Here is a 13,298-nt window from a genome sequence, read left to right as displayed (position 1 = left end):
CCCGCATGCCCGAGACCGACGACGTCGTCGATCCGCGTACGCCGCCCGCCTCGGTACGGCCGACCCGGCGCAGGGTGCTGGTCACCGGGGCCGGGGCCGCCGTGCTGCTGGGTCTGGCGGGCCGCGCCCGGGCCGCCGCCGCGCCCGCGCCCTTACCAGTGAGAGCGCCCGCCGCGGCACCGGCACCGGCACCGGCACCGGTCGACCTGGCCCCGTACGCCTCGTACTGGTTCCCGGACTCCCTCCCGTCGGGGGCCCCCGGTCCCGGGATCGTGTGGCGCTCGCTGAGCCGGTGGACCCCCGAGAGCGATCCCGATCTGGCCCACAACACCTCGACCGTGCCACTGGCGCAGCGGTTCACCCCGGTCCCGGCGAACCGGGACGCCCGCGCCGGCCAGGCCCGCATCGCCTCCCTGGTCTCCTTCGGGCCCACGGCCGGGAACCCGTCCCAGGGCTCCCCGACCGCCGACCACTACGCGCTCACGCACTGGGCGTACATCGACGAGCTGGTCTTCTGGGGCGGTTCGGCCGGCGAGGGCATCGTGCTCGCGCCGAACGCGCCGGTGGTCGACGCCGCCCACCGCAACGGCGTCCGGGTGCTGGGCAACGTGTTCCTGCCGCCCGTCGCCTACGGCGGCGACCTGCGGTGGACCTGCGACCTGGTGCGGCGGGACTCCCTGGGCCGCTTCCCGATCGCCGACAAGCTGGTCGAGGTGGCGCGGACCTACGGCTTCGACGGCTGGTTCGTGAACGCCGAGACCGACGGCGGGGACAGCGCGCTCGCCACCCGGATGCGGGAGTTCCTGCGCGCCCTGCGGGCGGCCGGCGAGCCGCACGGACTGCGCACCACCTGGTACGACGCCATGAACAACACCGGCCGGGTGGGCTGGCAGGGCGCCCTCAACGCGCTCAACCAGGAGTTCTTCGAGGACCGGGCCGGGACGGTCTCGGACACGATGTTCGTGGACTTCCGTTGGACCCCGGACACCCTGGCCGCCTCGGGCACGCTCGCCGACCGCCTCGGCCGCTCCCGCCACGACCTGTGGGCCGCGGTCGACACCGAATCCCGCGGCTGGGACGCGGTCGTCGACTGGGACGCGATCGTCCCGCGCGGGCGGGACCACGTCGTCAGCTACGGCTTCTACCGGCCCGAGTGGACCCGCAACCACCTCACCGACCGCTCCCCCGGCGCCTTCCACCGTGCCGACGACCGGTTCTGGACGGGCGAGTCCCTGGACCCGGCCCGGCCGGCGCCCGGGGCCCGCTGGCGGGCGCCGGCGACGGCCGTCGCCGACCGGTCCACCGTCACCGGGCTCCCCTTCGCCTGCTCCTTCAACACCGGGCACGGGCTGCGCTGGTACGACAGCGGCAGGGTCGTTTCGGACACGCCCTGGAACCACCTCGGGCTCCAGGACCGGCTCCCCGGCCGCCGCTGGGCGGTCGACACCGCCGGGGCGCGCCCCTCGGTCACCCTGGACTTCGCGAGCGCCTGGCGCGGCGGCTCCAGCCTGCTGGTCGAGGGCGAGCTGACCGCCCCGGTGACCATCGGGCTGCACTCCACACGGCTGCCGCTGACCCGCGGGTCGGTCCTGGAGCTGGTGCACGCCACCGGACCGGAGCCGGTCGCCGCGGAGATCACGGCGAAAGCCGCGGCGGGGATCGCGGTGGAGGTCGGCGTGGCCGTCCGCGAGCCGTCCGGCCCCGGCGAGCCCGTCCCGTACACGTGGCTGCCGGCCGCGACCCGGGACGGTGGGCGGGGCTGGCGCACGACGCGGGCCGCTCTGACGGCACTGGCCGGCAGGACCGCGTACGGCCTCGCGGTACGGATCACCGCGCTCGGGAAGGGACCGGTGGTGTGGCGGATCGGCGCCGTGTCGGTGCGCGACGAGACCCGCACCCGGCGCCCGGTGCCTCCCACCGCACTGGTCGTGGACGCCTCGTCCCGGCAGGACGGCCGGGCCCGGGTGCGTCTGTCCTGGCGGGCGGCGGCCGGCCCCGACGGGCGGCCGCGCCACTACGAGGTGTGGCGGGTCCTGCCCGACGGCACGCGGCGCTTCCTCGGGGGCACCTGCGGCACCGCCCTGTACCTGCCCGCCGTCCCGCGCGCCGGACGGGAACGGGCGGCGGCCTTCGAGGTCCGGGCCGTCGACGAGCTGTACGCGGTGTCGGAGGCGGCCCGCACCGCCCTCGTCTGGTAGCCGGACAGGGGGTCTGTGGCTCAGCCGCCCTGGGGGTCGGTGCGCGGGACGGCCACCGTCACCCGCAGCCCGTGCGGCGGGTTCTTCTCGTAGGAGAGGGACCCGCCGCCCGCGGCGAGCAGGGCACGGGAGATCGACAGGCCGAGCCCGGAACCCTTGACGTTCTGGTGGCGGCCGCTGCGCCAGAACCGGTCGCCGACGCGGAGCAGCTCGTCCTCGGTGAGGCCGGGGCCGCGGTCTGCGACGGCCACGCGGACGGTGCGCCCCTCGGTGGAGACCGAAACCTCGACCTCCTCGCCCGCGGGGGTGAATTTGAGGGCGTTGTCGATGACCGCGTCGAGCGCACTGGACAGGGCGATGGGGTCGGCCCAGCCGGTGATGGCGCTCCGGCCCGTCTCGGTGAGCCGTACGCCCTTCTCCTCGGCGTAGGGGCGCCACGCGGCGACCCGCTCGGCCGTCAGGGCCCCGATGTCGGTGAGGCTGATCTCGGCGGAGGCGTGCTCGGCCAGCGCCAGGTCCAGCAGGTCGTCTAGGACCTGGGTCAGGCGCTTGCCCTCGGTGCGCACGGAGGCGATCTCCTCGTTCCCCTCTGGCAGTTCGAGGGCGAGCAGCTCGATCCGCAGGAGCAGCGCCGCGAGCGGATTGCGCAGCTGGTGGGAGGCGTCGGCGACGAACGCGCGCTGCTGTTCCAGGACCTCTTCGACGTTGTCGGCCATCTCGTTGAACGAGTGGGCCAGGCGTTGGAGTTCCGGGGGCCCGCCGGCGGCCGCGACCCGCGAGTTCATCCGTCCGGTGGCGATGCCGTGGGCGGCCGCGTCCAAGGTCTGGACGGGCTTGAGGACCCAGCTGGTGAGCTTGAGGGCGGCGCCGAAGGCGACCAGCATGGCGGCGGCGAGTCCGCCCACGATCAGCAGCCAGCCCTTCAGGATCCGGGCGCGCATCTGGTCGGTCGGGGATTCGGTGGCGACGACCGCGACCACGTCCCCGTCGAGGACGACCGGGGAGATGACGAGCAGTTTGCCGTCGGTCTGCCAGGGCCACACCTGCGGCGGATCGTGGCTGCGCCGGCCGGCCAGCGCCTGCTCCAGGGCCCGGCGCCCCTCGCGGGAATCCGGGAGCTGCCACCAGCCCGGGGACCGAGCCAGGGCGTTGTCGTCCCGGTAGAAGATGCCGGCGCGGATCCCGTACAGCGTTTGGTAGCGGGCGAGTTCCTGCCCGAGGGTCTCGCGGCGCTCGGCGGCGCCCATGGATCCGGAACCCTCGGCGTCGATGAAGAACTGTGCGAGGGCGGCGAAGCGGGCGCTGTCGTCGATCCGGTCGACCACCACCCGCTGCTGCTGCCCGGCGGCCAGGCTCACGGCGAGCGGGAAGCCGAGGGCGAGCAGCGTGCCCGCCATCAGGATGACGAGCAGCGGGAGCAGACGGGCACGCACGACAGAAGGTTCCTAGGGAGCGGCCGGGGCGACGAGCCGGTAGCCCACCCCTCGGACGGTCTCGATGAGGGCGGGCATGCGCAGTTTGGAGCGGAGCGAGGCGACGTGCACCTCCAGGGTGCGCCCGGTCCCCTCCCAGCTGGTGCGCCACACCTCGCTGATGATCTGCTCGCGGCGGAAGACGACGCCGGGCCGCTGCGCGAGCAGGGCCAGCAGGTCGAACTCCTTGCGGGTGAGGGGCACGTCGGCGCCGTCCACGCTCACCCGGCGGTTGGGCAGCTCGATGCTGACGGGGCCGAGGCGGACCGTGGCGGCCGTACCGGTGCCGGCGACCTCTTCGGAGGCGCCGGTGCGCCGGGCGACGGCGTGGATGCGGGCGAGGAGCTCGCCGGTGTCGTAGGGCTTGACCACGTAGTCGTCGGCGCCCATGTTCAGGCCGTGGATGCGGGAGCGTACGTCGGCCCGCGCGGTCACCATGATCACGGGGGTGGCGGTGCGCTTGCGGATCTTGCCGCACACCTCGTAGCCGTCCTGATCGGGCAGACCGAGGTCGAGCAGGATCACGCCGTAGGGCTGGGGGCAGGTCGGCGCGCCGGCGGGCAGGAGCGCCTGGAGGGCCTCTTCGCCGTTGCGGGCGTGGGTGACCTGGAAGCCGTGGCGGGCGAGGATCGCGGACAGGGCTGCCGCGACGTGATCGTCGTCCTCGACGAGCAGCAGTCTCATGTCGTCCCCCTCTCCTCTTGTCTCACTCGGGCTTCACTGCGCATGGTCACACGCAGGGCCGCACGTAGGGCCACCATGCATCCACGCCGATACGGAGTCCCACGTCAAGAGGGTCCCGCCCCGGCGCGCCTTCCGTTATGCACCCGGTACGCGGACATGATCGACCACACCGGTGTCGCGCACGGAGCGTATCGGGAAGAGGCCGGATCGTTATCCTCAATTCTCCCTCAGATGTGATGACGTTGTGCGCGTCACGTCACTACTGTCCTGCCAACCGAGGAGGACGGAGCAAGAAGCCGATGAGCGGAGTATCAGTGACCAAGGACGTGCAGGACGCGGCCGGTGCCGCAGACGACCTGGTCGTACTGAGCAACGTCAACAAGCACTTCGGCGCGCTGCACGTGCTTCAGGACATCGATCTGAGCATTGCCCGCGGTGAGGTAGTCGTGGTGATCGGTCCCTCGGGATCGGGCAAGTCCACGCTGTGCCGGACCATCAACCGGCTGGAGACCATCGACTCGGGCACCATCACGCTCGACGGGAAGGACCTGCCCTCCGAGGGCAAGGAACTGGCCCGGCTGCGCGCCGACGTCGGCATGGTGTTCCAGTCGTTCAACCTCTTCGCGCACAAGACGGTGCTGCAGAACGTCATGCTGGGCCAGCTGAAGGTCCGCAAGACCGACAAGGCCACGGCCCACGCGAAGGCGCTGTCCCTGCTGGAGCGGGTGGGCGTCGGCTCCCAGGCCGACAAGTACCCGGCACAGCTCTCCGGTGGCCAGCAGCAGCGCGTGGCGATCGCCCGGGCGCTCGCCATGGAGCCGAAGGTGATGCTCTTCGACGAGCCGACCTCGGCCCTGGACCCGGAAATGATCAACGAGGTGCTGGAGGTCATGCAGCAGCTCGCCCGCGAGGGCATGACGATGGTGGTCGTCACGCACGAGATGGGCTTCGCGCGGTCCGCCGCCAACCGGGTCGTCTTCATGGCCGACGGAAAGATCGTCGAAGAGGCGACTCCCGAGCAGTTCTTCAGCAACCCGCGCAGCGATCGGGCGAAGGACTTCCTGTCGAAGATCCTGCACCACTGAGGTTTCCGTCTGGTAGTCATCCGTATGCGGATCGTCGCCGGATCGTTCCTGTCTGCCGTGCGTGCGCCGCAAGCGTCGCTCGTCGTTCAACCACGTCTCATCCGAGGGAAGTTCACCATGAAGATCTCCAAGGCCGCTGCGGCCGCGGCCGTCGCCGTCGCCCTGTCCCTGACCGCGACCGCGTGTGGCGGCAGCAAGCAGGACGCCGCCAGTGACGGCGGTGCGTCCGGTGGCGCCAAGGACAAGATCGTCGTCGGCATCAAGTACGACCAGCCCGGTCTGGGCCTGAAGACCCCGGACGGCAAGTACACGGGCTTCGACGTCGACGTGGCGACCTACGTCGCCAAGGAGCTCGGCTACGAGCCGAACCAGATCGAGTTCAAGCAGGCCGTCAGCGCCGAGCGCGAGAACCTGATCGCGAACGGTGACGTGAAGTTCGTCGTCGCGACCTACTCGATCAACGACAAGCGCAAGGAGAAGGTCGACTTCGCCGGCCCGTACTTCCTCGCGCACCAGGACCTGCTGGTCCGCGCCGACGAAACGGGCATCACCAAGGCCGAGGACCTGAACAAGAAGAAGCTCTGCTCGGTCACCGGCTCCACGTCGGCGCAGAACGTCAAGACCAAGCTGGCTCCCGAGGCCGACCTGCTGGAGCAGGGCGGCTACTCCGAGTGCATCACCGGCCTGGAGAACAAGGCCGTCGACGCCCTGACCACGGACAACTCGATCCTGGCGGGCTACGCGGCGCAGGACAAGAACAAGGGCAAGTTCAAGCTGGTCGGGCTGAGCCTGAGCAACGAGAACTACGGCATCGGTCTGAAGAAGGGCGACAAGGAGCTCCAGACCAAGATCAACGCCGCGCTCAAGAAGATGGTCGAGGACGGCAGCTGGCAGAAGGCCGTGGACAAGAACCTCGGCCCGGCCAACTACAAGAACGAGCCTGCTCCGCAGATCACCGAAGGCAGCTGATTCATCGGTGAGGAGCGTCGCCGCCCGCCTGCCGCGGGCGGCGGCGCACCTCACCGGCCATCCTGGGGAGAGCGCAGGGCATCGTGTTCGATTTTCTTGATTCCGGGCAGTACGACGTGCTCGGAGCCTTCTGGGTGACGGTTCAGCTCACCCTCTACTCGGCGGTCGGATCCCTGATCTGGGGGACCGTCCTGGCGGGGATGCGGGTCAGCCCGGTCCCGCTGCTGCGGGGCTTCGGCACCGCCTACGTCAACCTGGTCCGCAACACCCCGCTGACCTTGCTGATCATCGGTTGCTCGCTGGGGCTCAACCAGACGCTCGGCATCGCCCTGGGCGGCAGCACGTTCAAGGAGATCGGCTTCCGGCTCGCGGTCCTCGGACTGACCGCCTACACCGGCACCTTCGTCTGCGAGGCCCTGCGCTCCGGCATCAACACCGTGCCCGTGGGTCAGGCCGAGGCGGCCCGCGCACTGGGGCTGAGCTTCTTCCAGGTGCTCACCCTGATCGTGCTCCCCCAGGCTTTCCGGGCGGTCATCGCACCGCTCGCCAACGTACTGATCGCACTCACCAAGAACACCACGGTGGCGGCGACCATCGGCGTGGCCGAAGCGGCCCTGCTGATGAAGGAAATGCTCGAGAACGAACCGCAGGCGCTCTTCGCGGTCTTCGCTGTCTTCGCTCTCGGTTTCGTCCTGCTGACCCTGCCCACCGGCCTTCTGCTGGGCTGGGTCGCCAAGCGAGTGGCGGTGAAGCGATGAGTTCCGTTCTGTACGACACCCCTGGCCCCAAGGCCAAGGCGCGCAACTGGATCTACAGCGGGCTCTTCGTCGTGCTGTTCGGGCTCGTCCTGTGGTGGGCGCTGTCCCTCATGGGCGAGAAGGGCCAGCTCGACGCCGACAAGTGGTCCCCCTTCGTCACCGACAGCCGGGTCTGGACCACGTACCTGCTCCCGGGCCTGGTGGAGACCCTCAAGGCCGGCGCGCTCGCCATGCTGATCGCCCTCCCGTTCGGCGCGCTGCTGGGCATCGGTCGACTGTCGGACCACGCGTGGGTGCGGGGTCCGGTCGGCGCGTGGGTCGAGTTCTTCCGTGCCATCCCGGTGCTGATGCTGATGCTGTTCGGCTTCGCGCTGATGGCGCCGCGGCTCATGGACGTCCCCTCCGACACCCGGCCCTTCTGGGCCGTGGTCACGGGCCTGGTCCTCTACAACTCGGCCGTCATCGCCGAGATCGTCCGGGCGGGCGTGCTCTCCCTGCCCCACGGCCAGAGCGACGCCGCCAAGGCGATCGGCATGCGCAAGGGCCAGACGATGTTCCACGTGCTGATCCCGCAGGCCGTGACGGCGATGCTGCCGGCCCTGGTCAGCCAGCTCGTGGTGATCCTCAAGGACACCGCGATCGGTGGCGCCCTGCTGGGCTTCGGGGAACTGCTCTCCATGAACCGGCAGATCTCGGCCAACTACAGCAACACCATCCCGACGCTCTTCGTGATCGCACTGATCTACATCGTCGTGAACTTCGGCCTCACCTCGTTCGCCTCCTTGCTGGAGGGCCGACTGCGGAAGTCGAAGAAGAGCACCGGTGCGGTGGTCGGCGTCAACGATGTGAACGACATGGCGACCGGGGCGAACTCGGGCGGGATCTGACGGCCCTCCCGGTCCAGGGGCCGTTGGGGCTCTGACCTCACGTCATTCATATTGCTCAGTCTGTGTGGTGCGGCGGAATTCATCCGCCGCACCACATTGCGTTGTACCGATCGATGCGACTTCCGGCTTCGACGTCGGCCGTGCTGGAGGAGCCTCGAGCGATCCAGTCCATCAGTGGGACCTCGTGATGATGCCGCCGCTCTTTACCGAGGTGAACGGCGGGCAGGCGATGAAGGAGGGGGCACGCTCGTCCTTCCATTCCAGCGAATGGACACTGACGTCGCCGCCGCCGTCCTCACGCACGCAGATGACCGCCGCCTTGCAGTGTCCATCCTTGACGCCCTTTTCGGAATTTCCGATTCCATTTACCGCTGCGCCGACCAGGGTCACTTGACGCGGGCACCTACAGTGGGTTGCATACGTTCTGTGATCACATACCGGACATCGGGAGCCGCGCCATGGACCCGGTGATCGTCGTCGGCGCGGGACCCGTCGGACTGTCCCTGTCGCTCGCCCTGGCAGGTGCGGGCGTACCCTCCGTCGTGCTCGACGAGGGGCCCGGAAAGGAAGAGGTCCGGCCGGCCCGTACCGTCGTCCTGCACGCCGAAACGTCGGCCATGGCGCACCGGCTGGGCTGTACGACGCTGCGCGACGAGGGGACGTACTTCGCCGCCTGGCGCACGATGCGCCGGCGCCAGACCGACCGGCGGATCACCTTCGAGGACCGCCAGGCCCCGCTGCACGTGCCGCAACACGCACTGACGCGCGGACTGCGCGACGCCGCCGTGTCCCACCCGCTCGTCCAGCTGGTCACCGACAGCAAGCTGGATTCCCTGGAGCAGGACGGCCGGGGCGTCACCGCGCACACCCGGGGCGCCGAAACCACCTGGTGGCGCGGGAGTTACCTGGTCGGCTGCGACGGCGCCCGCTCCACCGTGCGCAAGCTGCTCGGCATCCGCTTTCCGGGCCGCACCGCCGTGGAGCGGCACGCCGTGGCCGCGCTGCGCACCGAACTGCCCTGGCCCGGCGAGGCCTTGCTGCACCGCAGCCCGCCGCAGGAGGTCACCTCGCGGCCGCTGCGCGACGGGGTGTGGCGGTTGGACTGGCTGCTCCCGCCCCGCGGGGAACTCGTGACCCCCGACGTGCTGGTGACCCTGATCCGCGACACCCTCGCGGTGTGGTGCGGCGGCACGACACCCCCGTACGACCTCATCGACACCGGGGTCCACACCCTGCACCACCGCCTCGCCCGCCGCTGGCGCGACGGCCGCGCCTTCCTCGCCGGAGACGCCGCGCACCTGCTGGGCGCGCTCGGCACCCAAGGGGTCGAGGAGGGACTCCGGGACGCCGAGAACCTGGCGTGGAAGCTCTCCCTGGCCTGGCACCAGGGCGCTTCCGAGGCCCTGCTCGACAGCTACGAGGGCGAGCGGCGCACCGCGGTCGCCTCCCGCCTGCGCGCGGCCGACCAGGCGATGCCGTCGCTGCGCGCCGGGGGCGGCCTGCGCACCTACCTCCCCGGCGCCGCACGTTCCGCCGAATCCCTGCTCACCGACGGCCACCTGGGGCGCGGACCGCTGGGCTCGGAGCCCACGTACGCCCCGCCGGTCGCCGTGCACGAGGTCCCGACGGCCACGGAGCCGGGCGGCCCGGTGGCGAACGTTGCGGTGACCGCGCCCGACGGGGCGACCGTGCCGCTGCGGGACCTGCTCGGGCAGGGCCGGTTCCTGGTGGTCCTGGTGGCTCCCGGCACCGGGGTCTGGGACCGCCGCCACTGGCTCGGCGCCGGACTGATGCCCCGACTCGCCGCGGCGGTGAGCGCCCTCCCGGTCCGCACCGACCTGCTGGTCGCGGACGGCTATCCGGGGGCTCCGGCGCACACCGTGCTGCTGGTGCGGCCGGACGGGCACCTGGCGGCGACCTTCGCGGGGGTCCGCCCGGCGGAACTGTACGAGGCGGCGGACACCCTACGGGCGGGCGCGCCCGCGTCCCGGGTACCGGCGCCCGCTCAGGCGTCGTCGGTGCCGATGCCGACGACGCCGACCGCGGTGATCGATTGACCGTCTCCGGGACTCCGTGGTTCACTCGCGGAGTGACCGGCAACGACGTACGCCTGTGGCGGAGGGTCCATATGGACCTGCTCCGCTACGCGGGCTGCGTGTGTCGCCCTTCCTGCTGATTCGCCCTTCCCTCCGCGCGCCCCGTGCCGTCCACCGGCCTGCGCGCACCTCCGCGAACCCAGGAACGGTCCCCCTTCATGTCTGCACCCGCATCCGCACCCCCGTACGCCCTGGAGTCCTCGACGGCGGCCGGCGGCCCCACGGCCGCCGAGCTCCTCGATTTCGCCCTCCGCACGGCGGCCGACGCCGAGGTCGTGGCCTCGCTGCCACTCGATCCCGAGGGCCGCACCTGGATCCGGCTGGACGGGCCGGGCGGCAGCGAGGCGTGGCTGATCGGCTGGCCTCCGGGCACCGGCACCGGCTGGCACGACCACGCCGAATCGCGGGGCGCCTTCGCCACCGCCCGGGGCCGGCTCACCGAGCACTCGCTGACCGTGCGCCTGCCCGCGGAGGGCTGGAGGTCCCTGGAACTGGCCCCGGACGTCGACCGCCGCCGCACCCTGGCCGCGGGATCGGGGCGCGCCTTCCGGGAACACCACGTGCACGAGGTCCTCAACGAGTCGCAGGCCGAGCACGCGGTCTCCGTGCACGCCTACTACCCGCCGCTCCCGCTGATCCGCCGCTACAGCCGCAGCGGCCCGGTGCTCAGCCTGGAGCACGTCGAGCGTCCGGCGGACTGGCAGTGAGCGCCCCGATCGGCATCGACGAGTTGCTGGAGCGGGTCCGCGCGGGCTACACCCGCGTGGATGCGCGGGAGGCGTACGCCGCCTCCCGCGCCGGGGCCCTCCTGGTGGACATCCGCTACCAGGCCCTGCGCGAGCGGGACGGGCTGGTCCCGGGCGCGCTGGTGGTCGAGCGCAACGAACTGGAGTGGCGCCTGGACCCACGGGGCAGCCACCGCCTCCCCGAGGCCACGGGCCACGACCTCCAGGTGGTGGTGATCTGCAACGAGGGCTACGCGTCCAGCCTCGCCGCGGCCTCGCTGCACGCCCTGGGGATCCACCGCGCGACAGACCTGACCGGCGGCTTCCAGGCCTGGAAGTCCGCCGGCCTCCCGGTCGCACCCGCCTGATGCCCCCGGGCTCCGGCCGGACCCGGTTCTCGAACGCCGGACGGGCTGGAAGGTCCGGCCTCGCCGGCCTTCGCGGCGGGGGGGGGGGGGGGGGGGGCCCCCCCCCCCCCCCCCCCCCCCCCCCCCCCCGGGGGGGGGGGGGGGCCCCCCCCCCGGGGGGGGGGCGGGCCCCGCCCCCCCCCCCCCCCCCCCCCCCCCCGGCGGGGGGCGGGGGGGGGCCCCCCCCCCCGGGGGGGGCGGCGGGGGGGGCGGGGGGGGCCGCGGGGGGCGGCGCCCCCCCCCGCCCCCCCCCCCCGCGGGGGGGGGGGGGGGGGGGGGGGGGGGGGGGGCCCCCCCCCCCCCCCCCCGACCCAGCTCGGCCACGAGCGGGCCGAGGACCTGGGGGCCGCGGGCGCCCGCGAGGACGACCTGATGGCCTGCCGCCACGAGGATCCTGGCCAGGACCGAGCCGATCCGCCCGGTGCCGATGATGCCTGTCCGCATTGCCGCTCCTCGGGAAGGGGGTCTCGTTCGCCGTCTCGGTCGGGCTCGTTCGCCGTCTCGGTCGCGCTCTCAGTCCATGCCGATCCAGACCGACTTGGTCTGGGTGTAGCTCTCCAGCGACTCGGGACCGCACTCGCGGCCGTAACCGGAAGCCTTGTATCCGCCGTAGGGCACGGCGGGGTCGTACTGGTTGTAGCAATTGACCCAGACCGTGCCGGCCTTGATCTGCGAGGCGACCCGGTGGGCCCGCCGCAGGTCCTTGGTGTGGACGCCGGCGGCGAGGCCGTACGCGCTGTCGTTGGCGATGCGCACGGCGTCCTCCTCGGTGTCGAACGGGATGATCGACAGGACCGGGCCGAAGATCTCCTCCTGGGCGATCCGCATGCCGTTGTCGACGCCGGTGAAGATGGTCGGCAGGAAGTACAGGCCCTGACTGGAGGCGCCCTCGGGGGTCCAGCCGCTGCCGCCGGTGCGCAGGACCGCGCCTTCCTTCTCGCCGACCTCGATGTACGAGCTGACCTTGTCGAACTGTCCGCGGTGGGCCAGCGGTCCGAAGAGGGTGGCCGGGTCGCGCGGGTCACCGGGCTTGAGGTCGGCGGCCCGGCGGACCAGGCGTTCGACCATCTCGTCGTGGATGGGGCGCTGGAGCAGGAGCCGGGAGCCGGCCGTGCAGATCTCGCCCTTGTTGTAGTAGATGCCGAAGAAGGCGAGTTCCTCGGCGGCGTCGAGGTCGGCGTCGGCGAAGACGATGTTGGCGGACTTGCCGCCGAGCTCCATCGTCACCTTCTTCAGGGTGCCGGCCGCCTTGCGGATGATGGTCTGGCCGACCGAGGTGGAACCGGTGAAGGCGATCTTGTCGATGTCGGGGTGGCCGGTGAGGGTTTCCCCCAGTTCCACGCCCGGACCGGTGATGACGTTCAGCACCCCGTCGGGGATCTCCGCCTCCTGGAAGAGCTCGGCGATCTTCAGGGCGGTCAGCGGGGTGGCCGGGGAGGGCTTGTGGACCACCGTGTTGCCCGCCGCGAGCGCCGGTGCGATCTTCGTCATCGATAGCAGCAGCGGGAAGTTGAACGGGGTGATGGCGCAGACCACGCCGAGCGGTTCGCGCAGGGTGTAGGCGAGCTGGCCGCCGGCCGGGGCGCGCGAGGAGCCGTCGACACGGGTCACGGCCCCGGCGTAGTAGTGCATGAGCTGGGCGGCCATGGGGGCGTCGACCGTGCTGGAGAACGCGAACGGCTTGCCCATGTCCACGGTCTCCAGCAGGGCGATCTCTTCCAGGTCGCGCTCGATGAGCTCACCGACCCGGTTCAGCCGCAGCGCGCGCTCCTGGGCGGACAGTCTGCTCCAGGGGCCTTCCTCGTACGCCGTACGGGCGGCGGCGACGGCCGCGTCCGCGTCCGCGGCGGCGGCCTGGGCCACCGGTACGATCTCCTGCCCGTCCACGGGGCTGATGTCCGGTTCGGTCCGGCCGTCCCGGGCCGGGACCCAGGCGCCGCCGATGAACAGTTTCCCGGGGTTGGCGAGGGGCTGGCCGCTCAGCTCACGCTTGGTCATGGCTGCCTTCCGGTTTCGG

13 protein-coding genes and 1 pseudogene are annotated in these 13,298 nt (G+C 71.8%); 9 read left to right on the top strand and 5 right to left on the bottom strand.

The window, feature by feature from the left end; genetic code table 11:
- Positions 1-5: 5 nt before the first annotated feature.
- Complete coding sequence (locus ACIQK6_RS22180) at positions 6-2,198, top strand: endo-beta-N-acetylglucosaminidase (protein ID WP_329098700.1); 2,193 nt, start codon at positions 6-8, stop codon at positions 2,196-2,198.
- A gap of 20 nt (positions 2,199-2,218) precedes the next feature.
- On the opposite strand, the gene ACIQK6_RS22175 is transcribed toward ACIQK6_RS22180, so the two are convergent.
- Positions 2,219-3,631: a HAMP domain-containing sensor histidine kinase gene (locus ACIQK6_RS22175; protein WP_329098702.1), complete on the bottom strand. Its 1,413-nt coding sequence runs from the start codon at positions 3,629-3,631 to the stop codon at positions 2,219-2,221.
- Positions 3,632-3,643: 12 nt separating this feature from the next.
- On the bottom strand, positions 3,644-4,354 hold the full coding sequence (locus ACIQK6_RS22170) for a response regulator transcription factor (RefSeq protein WP_329098704.1): 711 nt from the start codon (positions 4,352-4,354) through the stop codon (positions 3,644-3,646).
- A gap of 299 nt (positions 4,355-4,653) precedes the next feature.
- On the opposite strand from ACIQK6_RS22170, the gene ACIQK6_RS22165 reads away from it, so the two are divergent.
- From ACIQK6_RS22165 to ACIQK6_RS22150, 4 genes are all read left to right on the top strand, one after another.
- Positions 4,654-5,439, top strand: a complete 786-nt coding sequence (locus ACIQK6_RS22165) for an amino acid ABC transporter ATP-binding protein (protein WP_329098705.1) — start codon at positions 4,654-4,656, stop codon at positions 5,437-5,439.
- Between the two features lie 117 nt (positions 5,440-5,556).
- On the top strand, positions 5,557-6,408 hold the full coding sequence (locus tag ACIQK6_RS22160; protein ID WP_329098706.1) for a glutamate ABC transporter substrate-binding protein: 852 nt from the start codon (positions 5,557-5,559) through the stop codon (positions 6,406-6,408).
- A gap of 83 nt (positions 6,409-6,491) precedes the next feature.
- Complete coding sequence (locus tag ACIQK6_RS22155; RefSeq protein WP_329098708.1) at positions 6,492-7,166, top strand: amino acid ABC transporter permease; 675 nt, start codon at positions 6,492-6,494, stop codon at positions 7,164-7,166.
- A complete protein-coding gene (locus tag ACIQK6_RS22150) occupies positions 7,163-8,053 on the top strand; it encodes an amino acid ABC transporter permease (protein WP_329098710.1) in 891 nt (296 codons plus the stop codon). Before ACIQK6_RS22155 ends, ACIQK6_RS22150 begins: the two co-directional genes overlap by 4 nt.
- 171 nt (positions 8,054-8,224) lie before the next feature.
- On the opposite strand, the gene ACIQK6_RS22145 is transcribed toward ACIQK6_RS22150, so the two are convergent.
- Positions 8,225-8,443 (bottom strand): hypothetical protein, encoded by a 219-nt coding sequence (locus ACIQK6_RS22145; RefSeq protein ID WP_329098712.1) that lies wholly within the window; start codon positions 8,441-8,443, stop codon positions 8,225-8,227.
- A gap of 68 nt (positions 8,444-8,511) precedes the next feature.
- Here ACIQK6_RS22145 and ACIQK6_RS22140 point away from each other — a divergent pair, with 68 nt between their 5' ends.
- The 4 genes from ACIQK6_RS22140 (at position 8,512) to ACIQK6_RS22125 (ending at position 11,242) form a co-directional block, all read left to right on the top strand.
- A complete protein-coding gene (locus ACIQK6_RS22140; RefSeq protein ID WP_329098714.1) occupies positions 8,512-10,110 on the top strand; it encodes an FAD-dependent monooxygenase in 1,599 nt (532 codons plus the stop codon).
- Positions 10,111-10,142: 32 nt separating this feature from the next.
- On the top strand, positions 10,143-10,229 hold the full coding sequence (locus ACIQK6_RS22135) for a putative leader peptide (RefSeq protein WP_311318651.1): 87 nt from the start codon (positions 10,143-10,145) through the stop codon (positions 10,227-10,229).
- A 78-nt stretch (positions 10,230-10,307) separates the two neighbouring features.
- Positions 10,308-10,856: a cysteine dioxygenase gene (locus ACIQK6_RS22130; RefSeq protein ID WP_329098716.1), complete on the top strand. Its 549-nt coding sequence runs from the start codon at positions 10,308-10,310 to the stop codon at positions 10,854-10,856.
- The gene (locus tag ACIQK6_RS22125) at positions 10,853-11,242 is read left to right on the top strand and encodes a rhodanese-like domain-containing protein (protein ID WP_402695294.1); all 390 of its coding nucleotides are present in this window, start codon (positions 10,853-10,855) and stop codon (positions 11,240-11,242) included. Before ACIQK6_RS22130 ends, ACIQK6_RS22125 begins: the two co-directional genes overlap by 4 nt.
- Positions 11,243-11,650: 408 nt before the next feature.
- Here the strand turns inward: ACIQK6_RS22125 and ACIQK6_RS22120 are convergent.
- Positions 11,651-11,725 (bottom strand): annotated as a pseudogene (locus tag ACIQK6_RS22120) (F420-dependent NADP oxidoreductase); the annotation flags it as partial.
- A 69-nt stretch (positions 11,726-11,794) separates the two neighbouring features.
- Complete coding sequence (locus tag ACIQK6_RS22115; protein ID WP_402695293.1) at positions 11,795-13,279, bottom strand: aldehyde dehydrogenase family protein; 1,485 nt, start codon at positions 13,277-13,279, stop codon at positions 11,795-11,797.
- Positions 13,280-13,298 lie beyond the last annotated feature (19 nt).

Source organism: Streptomyces sp. NPDC091682 (assembly GCF_044756625.1).
Lineage (GTDB): Bacteria > Actinomycetota > Actinomycetes > Streptomycetales > Streptomycetaceae > Streptomyces.
The sequence above is the reverse complement of the archived record's forward strand: the minus strand, read 5'-3'. Positions and strand labels throughout refer to the sequence as shown.

Bases quoted from the DNA above. Each gene is read 5' to 3' on its own strand.
- ACIQK6_RS22150 (WP_329098710.1), top strand. From the start codon at position 7,163: ATGAGTTCCGTTCTGTACGACACCCCTGGCCCCAAGGCCAAGGCGCGC.
- ACIQK6_RS22160 (WP_329098706.1), top strand. From the start codon at position 5,557: ATGAAGATCTCCAAGGCCGCTGCGGCCGCGGCCGTCGCCGTCGCCCTG.
- ACIQK6_RS22180 (WP_329098700.1), top strand. From the start codon at position 6: ATGCCCGAGACCGACGACGTCGTCGATCCGCGTACGCCGCCCGCCTCG.
- ACIQK6_RS22165 (WP_329098705.1), top strand. From the start codon at position 4,654: ATGAGCGGAGTATCAGTGACCAAGGACGTGCAGGACGCGGCCGGTGCC.
- ACIQK6_RS22115 (WP_402695293.1), bottom strand. From the start codon at position 13,279: ATGACCAAGCGTGAGCTGAGCGGCCAGCCCCTCGCCAACCCCGGGAAA.
- ACIQK6_RS22140 (WP_329098714.1), top strand. From the start codon at position 8,512: ATGGACCCGGTGATCGTCGTCGGCGCGGGACCCGTCGGACTGTCCCTG.
- ACIQK6_RS22130 (WP_329098716.1), top strand. From the start codon at position 10,308: ATGTCTGCACCCGCATCCGCACCCCCGTACGCCCTGGAGTCCTCGACG.
- ACIQK6_RS22170 (WP_329098704.1), bottom strand. From the start codon at position 4,354: ATGAGACTGCTGCTCGTCGAGGACGACGATCACGTCGCGGCAGCCCTG.